General features: G+C 72.8%; 21 protein-coding genes. 6 read left to right on the forward strand and 15 right to left on the reverse strand.

Translation table 11 applies throughout. The annotated features are described in order from the left end of the window. Positions 1 to 12 precede the first annotated feature (12 nt). From O7622_RS02575 to O7622_RS02585, 3 genes are all read right to left on the reverse strand, one after another. Positions 13 to 1071, reverse strand: coding sequence for a type III polyketide synthase (locus O7622_RS02575; protein ID WP_282311697.1), 1059 nt, complete (start codon positions 1069 to 1071; stop codon positions 13 to 15). A gap of 156 nt (positions 1072 to 1227) precedes the next feature. Continuing rightward, positions 1228 to 2394, reverse strand: a complete 1167-nt coding sequence (locus O7622_RS02580; RefSeq protein WP_282311698.1) for an acyl-CoA dehydrogenase family protein — start codon at positions 2392 to 2394, stop codon at positions 1228 to 1230. A gap of 40 nt (positions 2395 to 2434) precedes the next feature. Further along, positions 2435 to 3193, reverse strand: a complete 759-nt coding sequence (locus tag O7622_RS02585; RefSeq protein ID WP_282311699.1) for a methyltransferase domain-containing protein — start codon at positions 3191 to 3193, stop codon at positions 2435 to 2437. Between the two features lie 45 nt (positions 3194 to 3238). Between O7622_RS02585 and O7622_RS02590 the strand changes: the two genes are divergently transcribed. The 4 genes from O7622_RS02590 to disA all read left to right on the forward strand — a co-directional run bounded on the left by O7622_RS02590 (position 3239) and on the right by disA (position 7826). Beyond that, positions 3239 to 4069, forward strand: coding sequence for a UbiA family prenyltransferase (locus O7622_RS02590; RefSeq protein ID WP_282311700.1), 831 nt, complete (start codon positions 3239 to 3241; stop codon positions 4067 to 4069). A gap of 141 nt (positions 4070 to 4210) precedes the next feature. Then, positions 4211 to 4954, forward strand: coding sequence for a hypothetical protein (locus O7622_RS02595; RefSeq protein WP_282311701.1), 744 nt, complete (start codon positions 4211 to 4213; stop codon positions 4952 to 4954). 103 nt (positions 4955 to 5057) lie between these two features. Then, a complete protein-coding gene (radA, locus tag O7622_RS02600) occupies positions 5058 to 6506 on the forward strand; it encodes a DNA repair protein RadA (protein WP_282311702.1) in 1449 nt (482 codons plus the stop codon). Positions 6507 to 6635: 129 nt separating this feature from the next. Next, positions 6636 to 7826: a DNA integrity scanning diadenylate cyclase DisA gene (gene disA, locus O7622_RS02605; protein ID WP_030502855.1), complete on the forward strand. Its 1191-nt coding sequence runs from the start codon at positions 6636 to 6638 to the stop codon at positions 7824 to 7826. Positions 7827 to 7834: 8 nt separating this feature from the next. Here disA and O7622_RS02610 read toward each other — a convergent pair whose 3' ends face one another. The 3 genes from O7622_RS02610 to O7622_RS02620 all read right to left on the reverse strand — a co-directional run bounded on the left by O7622_RS02610 (position 7835) and on the right by O7622_RS02620 (position 9780). After that, complete coding sequence (locus tag O7622_RS02610) at positions 7835 to 8602, reverse strand: hypothetical protein (protein ID WP_282311703.1); 768 nt, start codon at positions 8600 to 8602, stop codon at positions 7835 to 7837. 105 nt (positions 8603 to 8707) lie between these two features. After that, positions 8708 to 9271, reverse strand: coding sequence for a peptide deformylase (locus O7622_RS02615; protein WP_091047297.1), 564 nt, complete (start codon positions 9269 to 9271; stop codon positions 8708 to 8710). Continuing rightward, positions 9268 to 9780 (reverse strand): ACT domain-containing protein, encoded by a 513-nt coding sequence (locus O7622_RS02620; protein WP_282311704.1) that lies wholly within the window; start codon positions 9778 to 9780, stop codon positions 9268 to 9270. Before O7622_RS02620 ends, O7622_RS02615 begins: the two co-directional genes overlap by 4 nt. A gap of 96 nt (positions 9781 to 9876) precedes the next feature. Here O7622_RS02620 and O7622_RS02625 point away from each other — a divergent pair, with 96 nt between their 5' ends. Then, positions 9877 to 10776 carry an A/G-specific adenine glycosylase gene (locus tag O7622_RS02625; protein ID WP_282311705.1) on the forward strand — a complete coding sequence of 300 codons (900 nt, stop codon included), beginning with the start codon at positions 9877 to 9879 and terminating at the stop codon, positions 10774 to 10776. An 8-nt stretch (positions 10777 to 10784) separates the two neighbouring features. Here the strand turns inward: O7622_RS02625 and O7622_RS02630 are convergent, their stop codons facing one another. From O7622_RS02630 to lysS, 4 genes are all read right to left on the reverse strand, one after another. After that, on the reverse strand, positions 10785 to 12257 hold the full coding sequence (locus O7622_RS02630) for an NF041680 family putative transposase (RefSeq protein WP_282308945.1): 1473 nt from the start codon (positions 12255 to 12257) through the stop codon (positions 10785 to 10787). Between the two features lie 312 nt (positions 12258 to 12569). After that, positions 12570 to 15110, reverse strand: a complete 2541-nt coding sequence (locus O7622_RS02635) for an ATP-dependent Clp protease ATP-binding subunit (RefSeq protein WP_282311706.1) — start codon at positions 15108 to 15110, stop codon at positions 12570 to 12572. A gap of 516 nt (positions 15111 to 15626) precedes the next feature. Next, positions 15627 to 15977, reverse strand: coding sequence for an Lsr2 family protein (locus O7622_RS02640; protein ID WP_013288952.1), 351 nt, complete (start codon positions 15975 to 15977; stop codon positions 15627 to 15629). A gap of 120 nt (positions 15978 to 16097) precedes the next feature. After that, a complete protein-coding gene (lysS, locus tag O7622_RS02645; RefSeq protein ID WP_282311707.1) occupies positions 16098 to 17606 on the reverse strand; it encodes a lysine--tRNA ligase in 1509 nt (502 codons plus the stop codon). 93 nt (positions 17607 to 17699) lie between these two features. Between lysS and O7622_RS02650 the strand changes: the two genes are divergently transcribed. Then, positions 17700 to 18446, forward strand: a complete 747-nt coding sequence (locus O7622_RS02650) for a class I SAM-dependent methyltransferase (protein ID WP_282311708.1) — start codon at positions 17700 to 17702, stop codon at positions 18444 to 18446. A gap of 52 nt (positions 18447 to 18498) precedes the next feature. Here the strand turns inward: O7622_RS02650 and O7622_RS02655 are convergent, their stop codons facing one another. The 5 genes from O7622_RS02655 to panD form a co-directional block, all read right to left on the reverse strand. Beyond that, positions 18499 to 19257: a type III pantothenate kinase gene (locus tag O7622_RS02655; RefSeq protein WP_013288955.1), complete on the reverse strand. Its 759-nt coding sequence runs from the start codon at positions 19255 to 19257 to the stop codon at positions 18499 to 18501. Between the two features lie 9 nt (positions 19258 to 19266). Beyond that, complete coding sequence (gene nadC / locus O7622_RS02660; protein WP_282311709.1) at positions 19267 to 20163, reverse strand: carboxylating nicotinate-nucleotide diphosphorylase; 897 nt, start codon at positions 20161 to 20163, stop codon at positions 19267 to 19269. A 46-nt stretch (positions 20164 to 20209) separates the two neighbouring features. Continuing rightward, a complete protein-coding gene (locus O7622_RS02665) occupies positions 20210 to 21910 on the reverse strand; it encodes an L-aspartate oxidase (protein WP_282311710.1) in 1701 nt (566 codons plus the stop codon). A 61-nt stretch (positions 21911 to 21971) separates the two neighbouring features. Further along, positions 21972 to 22865 (reverse strand): septum formation family protein, encoded by an 894-nt coding sequence (locus tag O7622_RS02670; protein ID WP_282311711.1) that lies wholly within the window; start codon positions 22863 to 22865, stop codon positions 21972 to 21974. A gap of 170 nt (positions 22866 to 23035) precedes the next feature. Further along, positions 23036 to 23467, reverse strand: a complete 432-nt coding sequence (gene panD, locus O7622_RS02675; protein ID WP_282314008.1) for an aspartate 1-decarboxylase — start codon at positions 23465 to 23467, stop codon at positions 23036 to 23038. Positions 23468 to 23469: the final 2 nt, after the last annotated feature.

Consider the following 23469-nt stretch of genomic DNA (forward strand, 5'->3'; position numbering starts at 1 on the left):
TGGGGCGAGCCGTCAGACCCGTTCCAGCAGCACCGCGTAGAGCGTCAGTCCCGGCCCGAACGCGAGCATCACCACCCAGCGCGGCGGCGACGGCTCGGCACGCCACAGCCGGTCCAGGATCAGCAGCACCGTCGGGGACGAGCAGTTGCCGTGCTCGGCGAGCGTCCCCCGGGAGGCGGCGAGCCCGTCCGGCGGCAGCGCCAGCTCACGCTCCACCACGTTGAGGATCCGCGGCCCGCCCGGATGCACCGCCCAGCCGTCCACGTCGGAGCGCTCGCACCCGTGCCGCGCCAGCAGCTCGTCGACCAGCGTCCGTACGTGCCGGGAGAGCACCTGCGGCACCTTCGGCGACAGCCCCATCCGGAAACCGGTGTCGGTGACGTCCCACGTCATGTGGTCGGCGGTGGAGGTGTCGGTGACCGAGGTGACCTCGCGCAGCGCGTACCCCCGGCCGCCGGGGACGACCACGGCGGCGACCGCGGCGTCCGAGAACAGCGCGTGGGAGACGATCTGCTGGGTGTCCACCCGGGCGCCGGGCGGCTGGATGTGCAGGCTGGTCAGCTCCGCGCAGAGCAGCAGCGCGGGCCGCCCCCGGGCGGTGACGAAGTCGCTCGCCGCGCCCAGCCCGGGCAGCGCCGCGTAGCAGCCCATGTGCCCGACGAACATGCGCTGGGTGCTCGGCGACATGCCGAGGTCCCGGGCGAGCAGGATGTCCAGCCCCGGGGTGGCGTACCCGGTGCACGAGCAGACGACGAAAAGTCCGATGTCGGCGGCGTCCAGACCGGCGGCGGTGAGTGCCCGGCTGACCGCCTCCTTGCCCAGCGGCAGCGCCTCGACCTGGTAGCGGCGCATCCGGCGCTCGGTCGGCCATTCCGAGACGTCCTCCAGCAGCGGGTTGACCGCCGCCTGCCGCCGGGTGACGCCCGAATTCGCGAAGATCCGCTCGGCCAGCGCCCTGGTGTTCCCCTGGAAGTGCCCCGCGAAGAAGCCCGTCCACAGTTCGTCCTGCATCGCGGCCGGCGGCTGCGCCGTACCCAGACCCGCGATCACCGGTGTGCCCACGTCCCCCACCCCTAAGCCCTCCCTCACCTCTCGCACCCGACGTGCTCACCGTGCCGCTCTTCGTTCGCGACTGCGGGGCTCGCAAAACCGGCTCACTCCTCGCGCTCACCGTGCCGCTCTTCGTTCGCGACCGCGGGGCTCGCAAAACCGGCTCACTCCTCGCGCTCACCAACGAGGGAGCGCGCTGTCCCGGTCCGGGTCGCCGCCCAGCGCGGCGATGCCGAGCCAGTCGGCGCACACGTCGGACGTGGCCGGATGCAGCGAGCCGCAGCGGGCGTCCCGGTAGAGCCGCTCCAGCGGATGCCCGCGCCGGGTCGCCGACGTGCCCGCCGCCTCCAGCATGGAGGCCGCCACCTCGGCGGCTGTGGTGCCCGCGAGCAGCTTGGCCCGCCACACCCAGCGGTTCGTCTCGGCGTCGCCGGGTGCCTCGTCGACCCGGCGGGCCGCCTCGGTGACCACCAGTTCGGCGGCGGCTGTAGCCGCGTCGGCCCGGCCCAGGCGGGCCCGCACCGCGGGCAGACCGGCGAGGTTGCGGGCGTTGAGGTGCTCGGCTGCGGCGTCGATGGCGGCTCGGGCCACGCCGACGTAGACCGCCGCGTAGCTCGCCACCAGCCAGTGCGGCATGAGCTGGGCGACGACCAGGGCCAGCCCCTCGACGCCGCCGAGCAGCCGGTCGGCCGGGACCGTCACGTCCAGGTGCAGGTCGTGCGAGGAGGTGGCCCGCATGCCGAGCGAGTCCCAGGTGGGCTCGACGGTTATCCCGTCCCCGGCCGGGACCAGGAACTGCGACACCACGGACTGGTCGGCGGCGTTGCGGGCGGCCACCAGGTAGCCGTCCGGGTGACCGGCGCCGGAGCAGAACGTCTTGCTGCCCTTGATGTGCCAGCCGCCCTCGACCGGCTCGTAGACGGTGCTGAGCTGGGACAACCGGGCGCCGGCGCCGCGTTCGCTCATCGCCACCGCGTACCAGGCGCCGTCGGCCGCTGCGCGCAGCAGCCGGTCCCGCGCCGCGAGCGCCTCGTCCGGTACGCCGAGCGCCTCGGCCAGTTCCTCGGTGACCGCGCCCAGCGCGCCGGTGACCGAGGCGTGCATGTTGAACACCAGCGCGGTCGCGCCGTTGCCCCGGGCCAGTTCGGTGGCGACGGCGGCGTACTCCGCGAAGCTCGCGCCCGTACCGCCCAGCTCGGGCGGCACCATCAGGCCGAACAGCCCCGCTGCCCGCAGGTCCGCGAAGTCGTCCACGGGGAACGAGCCGTCCCGGTCGTGCTCGGCCGCGCGGGCGGCCAGTCTCGGCGCCAACCGGCGGGCCGCCTCCAGCGCGTGCACAGTCATGTCGCCCCCTTCTCGCGTCCTTTACCCCGGGCGGCCCCGGCTACCCGCCCCGGCGCCCCCAGCCCTGGTACAGCACCGCGGTCGACCGGGTCGGCACGATGCGCGGCTCGGTCCTGCCCGGACGGTCGGCGCCGCCGCGCATGCGACGCAGCAGCCAGGCCAGCGTGCCGCCCAGCTCCGGCCGGGCCCCGCGCACCGTCAGCGACACGCCGTGCCGGGCGCACTCGCGGACCAGCGCGCGGGCGTCGACGAACAACCGCGGATCGTGGATGCCGCGCGGCACTGTGGGCAGCCGTTCGCCCAGCTCCACAGCGATCAGCCGGGCTAGCAGCGTGTCGTTGAGCGTGTCCAGCACCAGCAGGCCGCCCGGTCGCAGCAGCCGGCACGCCTCGGCGACCGCCCGCCGCCAGTCCGGCACGTGTTCCAGGAGTTCCCCGGCGGAGACCACCGCCGCGCAGCCGTCGGCCAGCGGCACCGCCGTGGCGTCGGCCTGGACCACTGTCACGCCGTGCGCGGCGGCCTGGTCGAGCGCGGAGCGGGTCAGGTCGACCCCGATGTGGCGGTAACCCTTGCCGGCCAGGTGCGGCGCCAGCAGCCCGGCGCCACAGCCCAGGTCGACGAGCAGGTCGTCCGGCGTGGACGCCGCTGGTACCAGCGCCGCCCGGGCCCGGGCCAGCCAGTGCAGCATCGCGAACGCGCCGTCCGGCCGCCACCACTCGCCGGCCAGGTCGTCGTACTGCCGGGGGTCGTTCGGCGGCAGCACCCGGTACGGAGTGGACACCGGCGACGCGTCGGGCATGCGTCGAGCGTGGCACGACTGCCCGGTAACGACCAGACTTCCCTTATGTCGACACGGGTGTTAGGGCTGGTCAGGGCGAGCCATCCGGAGCCCGCGGCGGCGGTCACGGTGGTCGCCGCGCTGCTCGCCGCCGGCGTCGGGCACTCCGCTGCGGGTGTCGTGGCCGTGGCGCTGACGGTGCTGGCCAGCCAGCTCGCGGTCGGGTGGAGCAACGATCTCATCGACGCCGACCGGGACGCCGCGGTGGGGCGTACCGACAAACCGGTGACCACCGGCGAGGTCGCCCGGCCGGCGCTGGCCCGGGCCACAGCGGTGGCCGCCGCCGCCGTGCCGGTGCTGGCGCTGGCCGGCGGTCCGGCCGCGGCGGCCTGCGCCACGCTGGGCCTGGTCTCCGCGCTGCTCTACAACCGGCCGCTGAAGTCGACACCGGTGTCGGTGCTGCCCTACGCGGTCTCGTTCGGCGCGCTGCCCGCGTTCGTGGTGCTCGCGCTGCCCGGCTCACCGGTGCCCCCGGCCTGGCTGGTGGCCGCCGCCGCGCTGCTCGGCGCCGGCGCGCACTTCGCGAACGTGCTGCCGGACCTGGCCGACGACGCCCGGACCGGGGTGCGCGGCCTGCCGCACCGGCTCGGGCCGGTGGGCAGCCGCCTGGCCGCCGCCGGGCTGCTGCTCGCGGCCACCGTCGCGCTGGTCCTCGGCCCGCCCGGGCCGCCGTCGTGGACCGGCCTGTCGGCGGTCGCCGCCGCCGTCGCCGTGCCGGCGGTCGGCTGGTACGCGGGACGCGCGACAGCCGGACGCTCGGCGACCGCCTTCCGGGCGGTGCTGGTGGTGGCGCTCATCGATGTGGTGCTGCTGGTGACGAGCGGCCGGGTGGTCTGAGGGGTCCACTCCGGGGTGGCATTGCCGGGTCCGCGTGCGGGCCTCGATCAGCTCCAACTACCCTGGAGCGCGGTCTGCGCGGGTATGGCCACCCCGTGCCCGGTGGTCGACCGGGCGGGGATCGTGACGAGGAGGACCGACGTGACGCGCTCGATCAGGGGTTCCCGGGGGCCGGCCCTGCTGCTGGCCGGCACGGCGGCGGCGAGCCTGCTGCTGTCCGGGTGCGGCGCCGGGCAGATTTCCGAGACCGCCAACAAGATCCCGTCGGTACAGGGCGTCAACGTCCAGACCTCCGACGACCTCTTCAAGGTGCGCGGGCTCTACGTGCAGTTCCCGGGCCCGAAGGGCTACGAGGCCGGGTCGAACGCACCGGTCAACGTGGTGATCTACAACGACAGCGAGAAGCCGGTGACCGTGACCGTCACCACCGACAGCGCGCGGGAGATCGTGCTCACCGGTTCCGGCACGGGTGAGAGCGGCGCGGCCACCCCGACCGGTTCGCCCACGGAGCCGGTCACCACCTCGCCGACCGCGAGCGACCCGAGCGCGTCGCCGAGCCAGTCGCTGGAGGTGACCGGATCGCCGTCGGCCAGCCCGTCGCCGAGCGAGCCCGCGCCCGCCGGTCAGCCGGCCCGGATCGAGATCCCGGCCCTCAGCTACGCCCAGCTCAACGCCGGCAACCCGCGGTTCCTCCAGCTCGTCGGCCTGAACGAGAAGCTGCTCGTCGGCCAGCAGGTCGACCTGACCTTCGACTTCGGCGACGGCAAGGTCGTCAAGACCCCGGCGCCGATCGGCATCCCGCTGACCCCGGAGGCCACGCCGTCGAAGATCGTGAACCCGCGTGAGCACGCCGGTGAGGACGGCGGCGCCGAGGGCGGCCACTGACCTCCCCCTCCTTCCGTCGGCACCGCCGCCGTGGCCGGCGCCACGCCGGCGGTGTCGCCGTTCCGGGTGGGCTTTCGTCGTACGGGCCGGTTAGCGTCCGGTGGTGACCTCGCCCCGATCGACCCCCTCCCGTGCCGGCGCCGGCCGCGGTCGCGCCGCCACCCGCGAACCCCGCCCGGCCTACGAGTGCGACGCCTGCGGCCACCAGCCCCCGAAGTGGGTGGGCCGGTGCCCCGAGTGTGGCGAGTGGGGTTCGGTGGTCGAGTGCACGGTCACCGGCCCGATGGTCTCCGGCCGGGTGGTCAGCTCGCGGATGCCGGCCGAGCCGGCCCGGCCGATCGCCACGATCAGCGCCGCGCCCGCCCGGGCCCGTCCCACCGGTGTGAGCGAGCTCGACCGGGTGCTCGGCGGCGGGCTGGTCCCCGGCGCGGTGGTGCTGCTCGCCGGTGAGCCCGGCGTGGGCAAGTCGACGCTGCTGCTCGACGTGGCCCAGCAGTGGGCGGCCGGGGCCGGCAGCCCGTCGCTGGTGGTCAGCGGCGAGGAGTCGGTCAGCCAGGTGCGGCTGCGCGCCGAGCGGATGGGCACCCTGCACGACCAGCTCTACCTGGCCGCCGAGAGCGACCTGTCGGCGGTGCTCGGCCACCTCGACGCGGTCGAGCCGGGGCTGCTGGTGCTCGACTCGGTGCAGACCATCTCGACCACCGGCACCGAGGGCGTGCCGGGCGGTGTCACCCAGGTCCGCGCGGTCACCGCCGCCCTGGTCGCGGTGGCCAAGGAGCGCGGCATCGCCACCGTGCTGGTCGGGCACGTCACCAAGGACGGTCAGGTGGCCGGTCCTCGCGTGCTGGAGCACCTGGTCGACGTGGTGCTGCACTTCGAGGGCGACAAGCACTCCTCGCTGCGCATGGTGCGCGGCGTGAAGAACCGGTTCGGTGCGGCCGACGAGGTGGGCTGCTTCGAGATGCACGAGGGCGGCATCAGCAGCCTGGCCGACCCGTCCGGCCTGTTCCTGACCCGCTACTCCGAACCGGTGCCGGGCACCTGCGTGACGGTGGCGATGGAGGGGCGCCGGGCGCTGGTGACCGAGGTGCAGGCGCTGATCGGTGCCACGGTGGCCGGCTCGCCGCGGCGTACCGTCTCCGGCCTCGACAGCGCCCGGCTGGCGATGGTCCTCGCGGTGCTCCAGCGCCGCACCGAGCGGCTCACGCTGCACGACCGGGAGGTCTTCGCCGCCACCGTCGGCGGCATCCGGGTGGTGGAGCCGGCGGCCGACCTGGCGGTGGCGCTCGCTGTCGCCTCCGGCGGGCTCAACCTGGCGCTCAACCCGCATCTGGTGGCCATCGGCGAGGTGGGCCTCACCGGCGAGGTCCGCCGCGTCGGCGCGGTGCCCCGGCGGCTGGCCGAGGCTGCCCGGCTCGGCTTCCGGCTGGCCCTCGTGCCGCCCGGGTGCGGGCCGGAGAGCAGCGGCGCCGGGCCGGAGAACATGCGCGTGATAGAGGTCACTGACGTGCGTGCCGCCCTCCAGGCGGCCGCGCGTGCCTCGGCGGAGTGACGCGGTGGGATCCGCCGGGCGTTTCCGGGCAGGCCACGCAGGCCGCGCCGACCCGCCCGAGCCGGGCATCGTGACACATCACAGTAACCACGAGAGCACCCACCGCATGGCAGTCCGTAGACTGTGCCCGTGCCGATCGACCGCGATGCCACCAAGCCCGCAACGGCGACGCCGCACGCCCGTACCGGCGCCGTGAGCGGCAACCCCGCTCGTGCCATCAGCGTGAGCGTCAACGGAAGCGTCGGCGGCGGGGCCGGCGGCGACCCGCTGCGCGCCAACCTCGCCCTGATGGCTCCGGGCACCGCCCTGCGGGACGGTCTGGAGCGGATCCTGCGCGGCCGCACCGGCGCGCTGATCGTGCTCGGCTACGACAAGGTGGTCGAGCAGATCTGCACCGGCGGCTTCCCGATGGACGTGGAGTTCTCCGCCACCCGGGTCCGCGAGCTGTGCAAGATGGACGGCGCCGTCGTCCTCTCCAGCGACGGCACCCGGATCGTGCAGGCCGGCGTGCACCTGATGCCCGACCCGTCCATCCCCACCGAGGAGTCCGGCACCCGGCACCGCACCGCCGAGCGGGTGGCCCGGCAGACCGGCTACCCGGTCATCTCGGTCAGCCAGTCGATGCGGATCATCAGCCTCTACGTCAACGGCCAGCGGCACGTGCTCGACGACTCAGCCGCGATCCTGTCCCGCGCCAACCAGGCGCTGGCCACGCTCGAGCGCTACAAGCTGCGGCTGGACGAGGTCTCGGGCACGCTCTCCGCGCTGGAGATCGAAGACCTGGTCACCGTCCGCGACGCGGTGGCCGTGGTGCAGCGACTGGAGATGGTCCGGCGGATCGCCGACGAGATCGCCGGTTACGTGGTGGAGCTGGGCACCGACGGCCGGCTGCTGGCGCTCCAGCTCGACGAGCTGATGGCCGGCGTGGACGCCGACCGTACCCTGGTCATCCGCGACTACCTACCGGTCGGCCGCAAGTCGCGCACCCTGGACGAGGCACTCGTAGAACTCGATCTGCTCAGCGCCACCGAGCTGATCGACCTCGTCGCGGTGGCGAAGGCGATCGGCTACCCGTCCGCCTCCGACGCGCTCGACGCGGCGGTCAGCCCGCGCGGGTTCCGCCTGCTGGCGAAGGTGCCCCGGCTGCCGGTCGCCGTCGTCGACCGTCTGGTGGTGCACTTCGGCAGCCTTCAGCGGCTGCTCGGCGCGACCGTGGAAGACCTCCAGGCGGTCGAGGGCGTGGGCGACGCCCGCGCCCGCGGCGTCCGCGAGGGCCTGTCCCGGCTCGCCGAGGCCAGCATCCTCGAACGGTACGTCTGACCGACCGCTCAGCCGGTGATGGTCAGCTTCACCGGCTCGCTGATCTTGGTGCCGACGCGGGCGAACACCTGGTACGCGCCGATCGCGGCGAAGTCGCCGCTGGCCAGCCCGCTCGCGCACCTGTTGTCCAGCCGGCCGTTCCAGCCCAGCTCCCAGGAGCGCTCGAAGTTCGGCGTGAACGACTGCACGTCCGAGCCCTTGCCGGTGCCGCAGGTGTCCGACGACCAGATCTTCTCCGCGCCCGACTTGACGTACAGCTCCTGGAGGTCGGCGCCGACGTCCCGGCTGCACGTACGGTTCGACACGTTCTTGACCTTGAGGCGCAGCGTGACCACGGTGCCCCGCTGGGCGGTCGGCGGCACCGCCACCGGCGTCACCAGCAGCTCGGAGTCGGTGCAGGTGCCGTCGCCGGAGACCGGCTGACCGGTCGCGCCACCGTTGCCGGTGCCGCCGCCGTCGTTCGCGCCCCCGCCGTCGTTCCCGCCCGTATTCCCGCCGCCATCGTTCCCGCCGCCGTTGTTCGCGCCACCGCCGCCGGCGTCACCCGGTGTCGGTGACGGGCTGCCCGACTGCGGAGTCAGCACCGAGCCGGACGGGCCGGGCTGAGCCCCGGCGGAACCGGTCGGGGACGGGTCGGTGCCCGGCGCGCCGGTGTTGCGATCCGTACCGGTGCAGGAATACAGCAGGACAATCAGGAAGAGCAGCCCCGCTCCGAGCACGACGGCACGACGCCGCCAGTACACGGCAGGGGGCAGGGGGCCGACCGTCAGACGCATGATGCGCCTACCGTAGCCGCGCGGCGCACGGCTCGCCGGTCCGACGCGCCGGGAACCCGCCGCCGTACGGCCACTGTCGTCCACACTGGATTCCGACGGCCACCGTCAGAGGTAGACCTTGCGCTGGTAGATCGCGTGCGCGCCCGCCACCCGGTCGAGGAAGAGCAGCCCCGCGCAGTGGTCGATCTCGTGCTGGAGCGCCCGCGCCTCGAAGCCGTCCGTCACCAGCCGGACCGGCTCGCCGCTGCCGGGAAGGGCCCCCTCGACCACCAGGCGGCTGGCCCGCTTCACGTCGCCGGTCAGGTCCGGCACCGACATGCAGCCCTCCCGCCCGGCCTTCCACCGGGACGCCTCCACCACGCGCGCGTTGCAGAGCACGAACGTGCCGTGCACGGTGACCGCCTTCGGATGCCCCGTGACGTCCACCGCGAACACCTGCGCGCTCACCCCGACCTGCGGTGCCGCCAGTCCCACGCAACCGGGCGAGACGCGCATCGTGGCCACCAGGTCCGCGGCGAGGCGCACCACCTCGGCGGACGTCGGGTCGACCTCCGGGCCGGGCCGGCTCAGCACCGGCTCCGGCGCGGTGACCACCGGGCGTACCGCACCGGGGACGCCGAGCTTCTCCGGGGTCCAGCCGCCCAGGCCCGCGTACTCCGGCCCGGTCACAGCAGATCCGTGTCCGCCGGGCGGAGGCTGACCCCCACGCCCAGTTCCGCGGCGACCCGGGTGAGCCGGCCGGCCACCTCGTCCGACACACCGGGCGGCAACTCGACCTCGGCCACCACCACGTAGAGCGAACCCGTGAGCCGGGTGCTCAGGTCCGTCACGTTCCCGCCCGCGTCGGTCAGCACCCGGGTCATGGCCGCGACGATGCCCATCCGGTCGGCCCCGTGCACCGCCAGCACGTACGGCTCCCCGGTGGGCTCGCTGCCGCCGTCGGGCGTGACCGCGCGTACGGTCGCCAGCAGGTGCCCGTCGGCGGCGAGCGGGGCCAGCGCGGCCTCGACGTCGGCGGCGGCCGGGCCCACGCAGATCAGGGTCATCGCGAAGTGTCCCCGCAGCCGGGTCATCGTCGAGTCGGTGAGGTTCGCGCCGAGGCGGGCGAGGACCTCCGCGACGTCGGCCACGATGCCCGGCCGGTCCCGGCCGATGACGGTGATCGCGAGCTCGTCCATCCGGACATTCTGCCCCGTCGCCCATGATCGATCGCGCCCGGCCACCCGGCCCGCCCAACCTGCGGGAAAGACAGCCGTGACATGATCGGCGGCGCGATGCCCGATCCCACATTCGCCACCCAGGTCAGCCGGTGGTACGAGCGCAACGCCCGCGACCTGCCCTGGCGCAAGCCCGGCATCGGCGCCTGGGCGATCCTGGTCAGCGAGGTCATGCTCCAGCAGACCCCCGTGGTCCGCGTGGTACCCGCCTGGGAGGCGTGGCTGGCCCGCTGGCCCGAGCCGGGCGCGCTCGCCGCGGACACTCCGGCCGAGGCGATCCGGATGTGGGGGCGGCTCGGCTACCCCCGCCGGGCGGTACGCCTGCGCGAGTGCGCGGTGGCGATCGTGGAGCGCCACGGCGGCGTGGTGCCGGACCGGCTCGACCAGTTGCTGGCGCTGCCGGGCGTCGGCACGTACACGGCCCGCGCGGTCGCCGCGTTCGCGTACGGGCAGCGGCACCCGGTGGTCGACACGAACGTCCGGCGCGTGGTGTGCCGGGCGATCGCCGGTGAACCCGACGCCGGCCCCACCACCCGCCCGGCCGATCTGGTCGCCACCGAGGAACTGCTGCCGATCGAGCCGGCCGCCGCCGCGCTCGCGAGCGCCGCGTTCATGGAACTCGGCGCCGTCGTCTGCACCGCCCGCTCGCCGCGCTGCGCGATCTGCCCGGTCGAGTCGAGCTGTGCCTGGCGGGCTTCCGGACAGGCCGCCCCCACGGGACCGACCCGCCGGCCGCAGCGTTACGCCGGCACCGACCGGCAGGTACGCGGGCTGCTGCTCGCGGTGCTGCGGGAGTCCACCGGCCCGGTGCCGCACCAGCGGCTGGACCAGGTCTGGCACGACGACGTCCAGCGGGCGCGGGCGCTGGCCGGCCTGGTCACCGACGGCCTGGTGGAACCGGTGGGCGATGAGTCGTTCCGCCTGGCCGGCGACGGCCCAGCCGTCCCCCTCCCCTAACTTGATCTTTAACCTGTGCGGCGTGGCCTCGGGTTATTCGAAGTCTTCGTTTTCTTTGTGCCGCCTTTCGGCTTTGTGCTGGTAGCGGCGGTGACGATGTGGACGTCGTGGCGGGTTGCCGGGTGGCGGTTGCGTAGTCCGGGTGGTCGGCCGGGTCCTGGTCGGGACGGTTTCGGCGCGCGGGCGGGGTTGCCGGCTTTGCCGCGCAGGTGCCGAAACCCTCGCCGGACGCGGGCGGGCGTGAGCCGCTCGGGCGACGCTGGGCGTTCCCAGGGCCGGCGCAGGTCGCCGACGGCGCCTCGGGCGAGGCGCAGCTGGGTATAGGCGGCCAACACGAGCCAGGTCCAACGGTCGGCGGCGTGCGGATCGCGCAATTTCGGGCTGGTCCAGCCGAGGGTTTGCTTGAGCATGCGGAAGGTGTGTTCGATGTCGAAGCGGCGCAGGAACGCCTGCCAGAGCAGGTCGACCTCGGCGGCGGTGGCTTCCGGCTGCGACCACCAAAGCCAGACCGGTTTCGCGATGGCACCTGATGGCAGCCGGTCGACGGTCAGCAGGATCACGGTGCCCTCGATGATCGGCAGCGGGCCGTGCTGGGCGGCCCACGCGGTGCGATGGGTCAGCCTGGGGTGCAGCCGGCGCCAGGCCCGGACGGTCGCGGTGCCGTAGAGGCGGGTGTCGGCGGTCGTGGCGACGGCCGGGTCGCCCCAACTGGCCGGGTCACCGAAGATGAACTCGCCGCCATGCCTTGGTGGGCGGCCGGTGGTGCCCGGCAGCCGGGGTGGCGTGGGCCGGCGCAGCACCCGGTCGGAACGCATCCGCACCAGAACCTGAACCGGCAGGTCGGCCAGCAGGAACGCCAGCCGCGGCCCGTCGTATCCGGCGTCCGCGACGATCCACACATCCGGATCACCAGGCTGCCACTGCCCGGCAGCGATCAGCCGTCGCACCACGTCCCGCAACTGCCCGGCGGTGACCGTGGCAGCGTCATCGCCGGGCGCCAGCCGGCGGGCGTCCAACGGCGCGGTCCACGAGGTGCGCCCGGCCTCCAGGGCGGTGACGAACGAGTACGGCCAGCCCGGCACCCCGATGTGGGTGTCCTTGCCGCGCCCGTAGGTGTGACACAGCACCCGCTGCGGGCAGGTATGCGCCTCCGGCCGCAGCCAGCAGGTCACGTCCACCGCCAAAACGATCCGCCCGTCCGCGGCCCGCGGCAGCGGCACCGCCGCCACCGCTGTCCGCAGCCGCTCGATGTCGATCCGGCCGCAGTTCAACGCCGCGTACAGCGAGCCGTGACCGCGGCGGTGCTCACCCACCAGCGACAACTCGACCAGAGACCGCACCGGCGCGCCTGCGCACAACAGCGCGTCGGCCAGCTCGAACAACGCATCCCCACGAGCGGTAAGACAGGCGTGGAACTCACGCCGGAACGCGGCCAGCCGCCCGACCTCACCGCTCGAACCGGCATCATGCACACTGATCACCAGACAGCCCTTGGTTTGCGATCTTCTTCCCTAGACAAGAGGAATGATCGATCAAGGGCTGTCACCATGATCAGCCGGGGTCGACGCCACCGCCCAACAGGTTAAAGATCAAGTTAACCGCCCCCGCCCCGCCCCGCCCCGGTCGATCATGAACTTAGCGGCGACAAATGGGACGCCAAGTGCGGTCAACTTCATGATCAACGGGGACAGAGGGGGAGGGCGGGGTGGGTGGGTGGACGGGTGGAGATGGACAGGCGACGGCCCCGGTGGCTTTCGCCTACCGGGGCCGTCGCCCTGATCTGTGCCCGGACCTTATGCGGCGGCGTCGTCCGCGCCGGTGGCGGCGGTGCCGCCGAGGTCCGCCGGAACCGCGTCCGGCACGGCGTCCGGCCGGTCCGCGCCCCGGAAGACGAGCTTGGACTTGTCGATGTCCTCCGGGTCGCCCTCGCAGTCCACGACCACGATCTGACCCGGGGTCAGCTCGTTGAACAGGATCCGCTCGGACAGGTTGTCCTCGATGTCGCGCTGGATCGTGCGGCGCAGCGGCCGCGCGCCCAGCACCGGGTCGAAGCCCTTCTTCGCGAGGTACTTCTTCGCGTTGTCGGTCAGCTCCAGACCCATGTCCTTGTTCCGCAGCTGCGTCTCGATCCGGGCGATCATGATGTCGACGATCGACAGGATCTCTAGCTGACGCAGCTGGTGGAAGACGATGGTGTCGTCGATCCGGTTCAGGAACTCGGGCCGGAAGTGCTGCTTGAGCTCGTCGTTGACCTTCTGCTTCATCCGGTCGTAGTTCGACTCGGAGTCCTCAGAGGCCTGGAAGCCCAGCGACACCGCCTTGGCGACGTCACGCGTACCGAGGTTGGTGGTCAGGATGATGACCGTGTTCTTGAAGTCCACGATCCGGCCCTGGCCGTCGGTGAGGCGCCCGTCCTCCAGGATCTGGAGGAGCGTGTTGAACACGTCCGGGTGGGCCTTCTCGATCTCGTCGAAGAGGACCACCGAGAACGGCCGGCGACGCACCTTCTCGGTCAGCTGCCCGCCCTCGTCGTAGCCGACGTAGCCGGGAGGGGCACCGACGAGCCGGGACACCGTGTACCGGTCGTGGAACTCCGACATGTCCAGCTGGATGAGGGCGTCCTCGCTGCCGAACAGGAACTCGGCCAGTGCCTTGGACAGCTCGGTCTTACCGACACCGGACGGACCGGCGAAGATGAACGAGCCGGAGGGGCGCTTCGGGTCCTTCAGGCCGGCGCGGGTACGCCGGATCGCCTTCGAGACGGCCTTGACCGCGTCCTCCTGGCCGATGACGCGCTTGTGCAGCTCGTCCTCCATGCGCAGCAGGCGCGAGGTCTCCTCCTCGGTCAGCTTGTAGACCGGGATGCCGGTCCAGTTGCCGAGCACCTCGGCGATCTGCTCGTCGTCGACCTCGCTGACGACGTCCAGGTCACCGGCCTTCCACTCCTTCTCCCGCTGAGCCTTCTGCCCCAGCAGCTGCTTCTCGGTGTCGCGCAGCTGGGCGGCCCGCTCGAAGTCCTGCGCGTCGATCGCGGACTCCTTGTCGCGGCGCACCTGGGCGATGCGCTCGTCGAAGTCGCGCAGGTCCGGCGGCGCGGTCATCCGGCGGATGCGCATCCGCGCGCCCGCCTCGTCGATCAGGTCGATCGCCTTGTCCGGCAGGAACCGGTCGGAGATGTACCGGTCGGCGAGCGTGGCGGCGGCGACCAGCGCGGCGTCGGTGATGGAGACGCGGTGGTGCGCCTCGTAGCGGTCCCGCAGGCCCTTGAGGATCTCGATGGTGTGGGCCAGCGACGGCTCACCCACCTGGATCGGCTGGAAACGACGCTCCAGAGCGGCGTCCTTCTCCAGGTGCTTGCGGTACTCGTCGAGCGTGGTGGCGCCGATGGTCTGCAGCTCACCACGGGCCAGCATCGGCTTGAGGATGCTGGCGGCGTCGATCGCGCCCTCGGCCGCGCCCGCACCGACGAGGGTGTGGATCTCGTCGATGAACAGGATGATGTCGCCGCGCGTGCGGATCTCCTTGAGCACCTTCTTCAGGCGCTCCTCGAAGTCACCGCGGTAACGGGAACCGGCGACCAGGGCACCGAGGTCGAGCGTGTAGAGCTGCTTGTCCTTCAGCGTCTCGGGCACCTCGCCCTTGATGATCTTCTGGGACAGGCCCTCCACCACGGCCGTCTTGCCGACGCCGGGCTCACCGATCAGCACCGGGTTGTTCTTGGTGCGGCGGGACAGCACCTGCATGACCCGCTCGATCTCCTTCTCGCGCCCGATGACCGGGTCGAGCTTGCCCTCGCGGGCGGCCTGGGTCAGGTTACGGCCGAACTGGTCCAGCACGAGGCTGGTCGACGGCGCGGCCTCACCCGGGGCGGCACCGGCGGCCGCCGGCTCCTTGCCCTGGTAGCCGGAGAGCAGCTGGATGACCTGCTGGCGCACCCGGTTCAGGTCGGCGCCCAGCTTCACCAGGACCTGGGCGGCGACGCCCTCGCCCTCGCGGATCAGGCCGAGCAGGATGTGCTCGGTGCCGATGTAGTTGTGGCCGAGCTGCAGCGCCTCGCGCAGCGACAGCTCCAGCACCTTCTTGGCCCGCGGCGTGAACGGGATGTGCCCGCTCGGCGCCTGCTGGCCCTGGCCGATGATCTCCTCGACCTGCTGGCGCACGCCCTCCAGGGAGATACCGAGGCTCTCCAGGGCCTTGGCCGCGACACCCTCACCCTCGTGGATCAGGCCCAGCAGGATGTGTTCCGTACCGATGTAGTTGTGGTTGAGCATCCGGGCCTCTTCTTGGGCCAGGACGACAACCCGTCGCGCTCGGTCGGTGAACCGCTCGAACATGCCCTCGTGCTCCTCACGTGCCGTGCGCCTTGATGGTCAGATCTCGGCGGGGCCGGTGCGCGGACGTCCGGGACGGGCGTCCGTGCCTCCTTACTCTATCGCCGCGGACCGTCTTCGCTGAGGTCGTGTGCCCCCGCGAATGCCCGTTCCGACGTCGTTTCTGACAACCGTCCACGCTCAGGAGGTGTTCCGGGGCCCCTGCCTGTACGCGCAGAGCGAAATTCGACCGGCACCCGAACGGCCGGCCGAGTGGACCGGAGGCGGCAACAGATGCGTCCGCCGGGTCGTCCACAGCCTGTGGACGAAGTCTCCACCGCCTGTGGACAACCGCACCCGGCGGGGAATTCTTCCCGTCCGCCGCGAGCGGGGGCGGCACTGTGGGCCGGACCGGACATCCGGCACAGGGACGACGGGAACGGGACGGCGGGGCGCAACCGTGACCCCGGTACGGACGGCGGCGCCGGCCCGGAGTGGCACTCCGGGCCGGCGCCGCGTCGCCCGTGACGAGGGTTGGGGTCAGTGCCCCGCCTTCGCGTGGTACTCGTCCACGATCTCCTGCGGGATCCGGCCCCGGTCGGAGATGTCCTTGCCGGCCTTCTTGGCCCACTCGCGGATGGCCCGGTTCTGCTCGCGGTCGGCGGTCGCGCCGCCCCGGCCCCGAGCGGCCCGGCCACCGACGACCACACCCCCGCGACCGACCTTCGTTCCGTTCGCGATGTACGGCGCGAATACGTCGCGCAATTTCCCGGCGTTGGAGGCGGAGAGGTCGATCTCGTACTGCACGCCGTCGAGCGCGAACTTGACGGTCTCGTCAGCGTCCCCGCCGTCCAGGTCATCGACCAGCTTGTGAATGATCTGCTTGGCCACGTCCCACATTCCTTTCGAGCAGGGTTGTACTCCTGCAATACACCGAGCACGATAACCCGCCCGGCGCTTGTTCCGTCAATAGGACGGGGTAACGAGACGGAGAAGGCTTGCGGGGAGCGCCTACTCGGGCCGGACCAACGGGAACAGGATCGTTTCCCGAATTCCGAGCCCCGTCAGTGCCATCAGCAGCCGGTCGATTCCCATTCCCATGCCGCCGGACGGCGGCATTCCGTACTCCATGGCTCGGAGAAAGTCCTCGTCCAGGCGCATCGCCTCGTCGTCGCCGCGCGCCGCGAGCTGCGCCTGGGCCACCAGCCGCTCCCGCTGCACGACCGGGTCGACCAGCTCCGAGTACGCGGTGCCCAGCTCGAATCCGAGCACGTAGAGGTCCCACTTCTCGGCCAGGCCCGGCTCGCTGCGGTGGGCCCGGGTCAACGGGCTGGTCTCCTCCGGGTAGTCCATGACGAACGTCGGCGCCTGAAGGGACGGCACGACCAGTTCCTCGAACAACTCCTCGGCCAGCTTGCCCGGTCCCCACTTCGGGTCGACGGAGAGACCGATCTTGTCCGCGTACTCGACCAGGCGTGCCCTTTCGGTGCGGACGGTGACCTCCTCACCGAGCGCTTCGGAAAGAACACCGAACAGCGTCACCGACCGCCACTCGCCGCCCAGATCGAACTCACGCCCGTCGGCGTGGGTCACCACCGCCGAGCCGGCGACCGCCACTGCGGCCCGCTGTACGAGATTTCGGGTCAGCTCGGCCATCGTGTGGTAGTCGCCGTACGCCTGGTACGCCTCCAGCATCGCGAACTCGGGCGAGTGCGAAGAGTCGATGCCCTCATTACGGAAGTTGCGGTTGATCTCGAAGACGCGGTCCACGCCACCGACCACCGCACGCTTGAGAAACAGTTCCGGCGCGATTCGCAGATACAGATCCGTGTCGAGCGCATTGCTGTGGGTCACGAATGGGCGAGCCGCCGCGCCGCCGTGCAGCAGTTGCAGCATCGGCGTCTCGACCTCGATGAAGTCCTGCCCGTGCAGGGTGTCGCGCAGACTGCGGACGGCGGTGGCCCGGGTGCGGACCATCTGCCGGGCCTGCGGGCGGACCACCAGGTCCACGTAGCGCTGGCGGACCCGGGACTCCTCGCTGAGCGGCTTGTGCGCCACCGGCAGCGGACGCAGCGCCTTGGCGGTCACCGCCCACTCTTCGGCGAGAACGGACAGCTCGCCGCGCCGGCTGGTGATCACCTCGCCGGTCACGCCCACGTGGTCGCCGAGGTCGACCAGACGCTTCCAGTCCCCCAGCCGCTCGGCGCCGACCCGGTCCAGCGAGAGCATCGCCTGGACCTCGGTGCCGTCGCCGTCCCGCAGCGTCGCGAAGCAGAGCTTGCCGGTGTTGCGAATGAAGATCACCCGGCCGGTGACCGAGACCCGGTCGCCGGTGGCGGTGTCGGTGGGCAGGTCGCCGTAGCGCTCCCGCAGCCGCGCGAGCGTGGTGGTCCGCGGGAAACCCACCGGGTACGGCTCGACGCCCTCGGCGAGCATCCGGTCCCGCTTCTCCCGGCGGACCTTCATCTGCTCGGGAAGGTCGTCGGCGGGGTCTGTTGGCAGGACGTTCTGCTCGGTCACGGCACGCTTCCTCAGGCCTTGGGGACATCGGCGGGGTCAGCACATGAGCGTACTCAAGCGCCGTGGCGGCCGTTACGGGATAACCTGCCCGCCATGACCGACCCCACTGCGGCGCTCTCGTTCGGCGCGGCCGCGGCCGAGTACGACCGTTTCCGTCCCCGCTATCCGGAGGCTGCGCTGCGCTGGGCGCTGGACGGGCTGCACGACGCGCAGGTCGTGGACCTCGGCGCCGGCACCGGCATCCTCACCCGGGGACTGCTGGCGCTGACCGGGCCGGTGGCGCAGGTCGTACCCGTGGAACCGGATCCGGGGATGCGGGCGCGACTGGCCGACGCCACGCCTGGCACGACGGCGCTGGCCGGCAGCGCCGAGGCGGTGCCGCTGCCGGACCGGTCGGCGGACGCGGTGCTGGTCGGGCAGGCCTACCACTGGTTCGACAGGGAGCGGGCGCACGCCGAGGTGGCCCGCGTGCTGCGCCCGGGCGGCACGTTCGCGCCGGTCTGGAACATCCGGGACGAGCGGGTCGGCTGGGTGGCGGAGCTGACCCGGATCGCCCACCTCGGCGACAACGCGGGCGACGTGACCCAGCGGTACGCGGACTTCGGCGCCGCCTTCACCGCTGTCGAGGTGGGCGAGTTCGCGCACGCCACCACGCTCACGCCGGACGAGGTGGTGGGCATGCTGCACACCCGCTCGTACTGGCTGACCGCCGGCGCGGACGAGCGGCGGCGGGTCGATGCGGAGCTGGCGGAGCTGTTCGCCGGCCACCCCGACCTGGCCGGCCGGGACGCCGTGGAGCTGCCGTACCGCACGATGGTGCTCCGGGCGCGGCGGCGTTAAGAAGGGGCCCCTGCTCTACCGGAGGCGTTAACAGGGGGCCCTTCCTTGCACCTCAGACGTTGCGGTCGTAGACCATCCGCAGGCCGATCAGCGTGATCATCGGCTCGTGGTGGGTGATGGTGTGGCACTCGCCGAGCACCAGCGAGGCCAGGCCGCCGGTGGCGATGACCGCCTTCACGCCGCCCAGTTCCTCGGACATCCGCTCGACGATCCGGTCCACCTGGCCGGCGAAGCCGAAGTAGAGCCCGGCCTGGAGGCACTCGACGGTGTTCTTGCCGATCACCGAGCGCGGGCGGGTCGCCTCCACCTTGCGCAGCTGGGCCGCGCGGGCGGCCAGCGCGTCGAAGGAGATCTCGATGCCGGGGGCGAACGCCCCGCCGAGGAACTCCCCTCGGCTGCTGACCAGGTCGAAGTTGGTGGTGGTGCCGAAGTCGACGACGATCGACGGCCCGCCGTAGAGCGTGTACGCGGCCAGCGTGTTCACCACCCGGTCCGCGCCCACCTCCTTCGGGTTGTCGATGGCGAGCTGCACACCGGTCCGGACGCCCGGCTCGACGATCACGCTGGGCAGGTCGGCGTAGTACCGATCGAGCATGGTGCGCAGCGAGCGCAGCGCGGCCGGCACTGTCGAGCAGGCGGCCACGCCGGTGATCTCCACCGCGTCCCCGGCGAGCAGTCCGCGGAACATCAGGCCCAGCTCGTCCGCTGTGGAACGGGCATCGGTCTTGATCCGCCACGAATGCACCAGCTTGTCGCCGTCGAAGGTCGCCAGCACGGTGTTCGTGTTTCCGATGTCGATGCAGAGCAGCACAGCGGCAGCCTAGACGTCACGCAGGTCGAGGGCGATGTCCAGGATCGGCGAGGAGTGGGTGAGAGCGCCGACGGAGAGGAAGTCGACGCCCGTCGCGCCGTACTCGGCGGCCATCGGCAGCGTCAGCCCGCCGGTGGCCTCCAGCTCCGCCCGGTCGCCCACCGACGCCACCACCTCGCGCAGCTGCGCCGGGGTCATGTTGTCCAGCAGCAGGAACCGCGCCCCCGCCTCGACCGCCTCCACCGCCTCGGCCGGCGTGTCCACCTCGACCTGCACCGCGACGTCGGGGAACGCCTCCCGGACCCGGCGGAACGCGGCAGCGATCCCGCCCGCCGCGACCTTGTGGTTGTCCTTGATCATGGCGACGTCGTACAGGCCCATCCGCTTGTTGGTGCCGCCACCGGCCCGGACCGCGTACTTCTCCAGCGCCCGCAGGCCGGGCGTGGTCTTGCGGGTGTCCAGCACCGTCGCCTTCGTGCCGGCCAGCGCGTCGGCCCAGGCCCGGGTGTGCGTCGCCACCCCGGACATGCGGGACAGCAGGTTCAGCGCCGTCCGCTCGGCGGTCAGCAGCAGCCGGGTCGGCCCGGTCACGGTGGCCAGCACGTCGCCGCGCGCCACCCGCTGCCCGTCGCCTGCGACGAGCGAGACCTCGACCGTACGCCCCGCGCCGGTCACCTCGCCGACCAGCTCGAACACGGCGGCGGCGACCGGCAGCCCGGCCACCACGCCATCGGCGCGCGCCACCAGATCGGCGGTGTCGTGCTGGTCGTCCCGAATGGTGGCCGCGCTCGTCACGTCGAGGAAGTCGGGCCCCAGATCCTCGTGCAGCGTGTCGACGACGACGCGCCGGACCCGCTCCGGGTCCAGACCGCCGTCCCGCAGCGCCCGCTCCGTCGACTCCCTCATGAACTGTGCCTCCTTCGTTCGCGACTGCGGGGCTCGCAAGACCGGCTCACTCCTCGCGCTCACTGGTCGCCTCCCAGCGCTCGGCCACAATGCCGTCCGTGCCCACCTCGGCCACCAGGTGGCCCAGCCACCGCTCGTCGGCCGTCGGGAAGTCCTCCCGCCAGTGGCAGCCCCGCGTTTCCTGGCGCGCGTACGCGGCCGCGACCAGCGTCGACGCCACTGTCAGCAGGTTCGTCGCCTCCCAGTCGGCGGTACGCGGCACGCCCCGGCCCGCGCCCAGCCCGGTGAGCGTGGCGGCGGTGGCCTCCAGCGTGTCCGCCGACCGGAGCACGCCGGCGCCCCGCGTCATCGCCCGTTGCAGCTCCGCCGTGCCGGACGCCGGCACCAGCGCGCCCGGGCCGCCCACCCAGGCGCCGGTCTCCGCCGGGCGGGCCTGCTCGGGCAGCCCGGCGGCGATGTCCTCGGCGATCCGGCGGGAGAAGACCAGGCCCTCCAGCAGCGAGTTGCTGGCGAGCCGGTTCGCGCCGTGCACGCCGGTGCAGGCGACCTCGCCGCAGGCGTACAGGCCGGGGATGGAGGTACGGCCGCGCAGGTCGGTCCGAACGCCGCCGGAGGCGTAGTGCGCGGCCGGCGCGACCGGGATCCTGTCGGTCGCCGGGTCCACGCCGATGGCCAGGCAGGACGCCACGATGGTGGGGAACCGCCGGGCGAGGAAGTCGCCGCCCAGGTGCCGGGCGTCCAGGAACACGTGGTCCGCGCCGGACGCGAGGAGCACCCGGTGGATGCCCTTGGCGACCACGTCGCGCGGCGCCAGCTCGGCCAGTTCGTGCTGGCCGACCATGAACCGCTTGCCGTCGCCGTCGACCAGGTGGGCGCCCTCGCCGCGCAGCGCCTCGGAGACCAGCGGCTGCTGGGCCAGCCCCGCGCCCGGGCCGCCCGCCGGCACGATCAGCGCGGTCGGGTGGAACTGGACGAACTCCACGTCGGTGACGGCGGCGCCCGCGCGCAACGCCAGCGCCACCCCGTCCCCGGTGGAGACCGCCGGGTTGGTGGTGGCGGCGAAGACCTGGCCCATGCCGCCGGTGGCCAGCACCACCGCGCGGCCGAGGATCGCGCCGACGCCGTCCTCGCTGCCCTCGCCGAGCACGTGCAGCGTGATGCCGCAGGCCGGGCCGAGCCCGCCCGGCCCGTCGCCGGGAGCGCGCAGCAGGTCCAGCACCAGCGCGTGCTCGACCAGCCGGATCCACGGGTCGCGGCGGACCGCGTCGTGCAGCGCCCGCTGCACCTCCGCACCGGTGGCGTCGCCACCCGCGTGCACGATCCGGTCGGCCCGGTGGCCGCCCTCCCGGGTCAGCATCAGCGAGCCGTCCGGGTTGCGGTCGAACTCCGCCCCGATCCGCATCAGCTCGCGCAGCCGGGTCGGGCCCTCGGCCACCAGCGCGCGGACCGCCGCCGGGTCGCAGAGGCCGACGCCGGCGACCTCCGTGTCGTACGCGTGCGCGTCAGGGGTGTCCGCCGGGTCCAGCACGGCGGCGATCCCGCCCTGCGCCCAGCGGGTCGAGCCCTCGTCCATGTCGACCTTGGTGACCACCGTGACGTGCAGGCCGGCCTCGCGCAGGTGCAGCGCGGCGGTCAACCCGGCCACGCCGGAGCCGACCACGATCACGTCTGTCGTCTCCACCCAGCCGGGGGCGGGCGCGGCGAGCAGCCGGGGCAGCGCCGGCAGGTCGACGGTCGGTAGGTCCATGAGCACAGTCAACCCGAAGCGCACTCGGCTCGGGCGCGGGGGGCGTGACGAGTGCGGTCCGCTACCTCGTCCGGCGCGGGAGGCCGGCCGGTCCGGCGCCCTTCAGTGAGGTGGTCACCCTACGGTCGCTGAGCCACAGGTAGCAGCGCACGCCCCGGTCGCCGACCGCCCAGCGACCGGCAGCGGGCGGACGGACCACCACGTCGCTGCGGTAGCGCAGGAGCCCGTCGGCGGGCACCCCGGCGTACCGGGCGATCACGCCGAAGCAGCCGTCGTAGAGCGGAACCCAGTCCTCCGGCTTCTTCGGGTACGGCCGGTCAGGCGCGGCCCACACACCGACGAACTCGGCGTCGTGCGCGACAGCGCAGTCGACCGGGTTGAGCCGCTCCACGCGGTTCGTGTCCCGCACCGAGCGCTGGCAGCCCAGCCGCAGCGGGGAGGGCGCCTTGAGCGCGTCACGCAGGCTGCCCGTCCGGGTGACCACGGTGGCCGCCGCCTCGACCGTGGTCAACTCGGTCAGGTCGCACCGGTACCAGCGGGAGCCCGCCGTCCAGCCGGCGCCCGTCGGCACCGCCACCGCCAGCCGCAGCCGCCCGGCACGCCAGTCGTCACCCACGTACCCGGCGGCCCGCTTGTCGCAGTCGGTGAACGCGGTACGCAGCTCGGGTGAGGTGAGCGGCGGCGGGGTGGGCCGGTCGGCGGTGAACGCCCCCACGTGCACGGTCTCCACCCGGTGCGGCAGCTCGCAGCCGACCGGCGCGTACGCGGCCAGGCCGACGCTCGGAGTGAAGTCGGCGACCTGGCAGACCCCGGCCACCGGGGTGAACGGCCCGGGGGCGGCCATCGCGGCCCAGTCGTCGGTGAGGTCGCCGTCCAGACCGCCGGCCCCGGCACAGCCGGCCAGGGCGGCGCTCGCGACCATCGCGGCGACCAGGAAGCTCATCGCACGGCGCATCGCGGCCTCCCCCAGCCGACGACCGTCGAATCCCGACGGTCCGCCCAGGGTAGCCGAAAATGACGTTCCGGTGACAGACCGCGTTTCCCGCCCGCCCGCCCCCTCGATCTTGCACTAACCGCCCCGACAAAGCGCTCAAAAGGGGTGGCAGAGGGGCCGAAGCTGCAAGATCAACGGCGAGACGCGGCGGCCAGGGGGTTGGGGATGGGGGTTCCGGCGGTGCCGGGGGCTGCGGTCGTCGGGTCCGCCGAGAGGTCGACGACCTTGTTGTCGGCGTCGACGTGCACCACCCGCGGGCGGTACGCGCGGGCCTCGGCGTCGTCCATCTGCCCGTACGAGATCAGGATGACCAGGTCACCCGGGTGCACCAGGTGCGCGGCGGCGCCGTTGATGCCGATCACGCCGCTGCCCCGCAGGCCCGGGATCACGTACGTCTCCAGCCGGGCGCCGTTGGTGATGTCCACGATCGCGACCTGCTCGCCGGGGATCAGGTCCGCCGCGTCGAGCAGGTCCTCGTCCACAGTCACCGAGCCGACGTAGTGCAGGTCGGCCTGGGTCACGGTGGCCCGATGGATCTTCGACTTGAGCATGGTCCGCAGCATCG

It is taken from the genome of Micromonospora sp. WMMD1076, assembly GCF_029581475.1.
Classification (GTDB): Bacteria; Actinomycetota; Actinomycetes; order Mycobacteriales; family Micromonosporaceae; genus Micromonospora; species Micromonospora aurantiaca.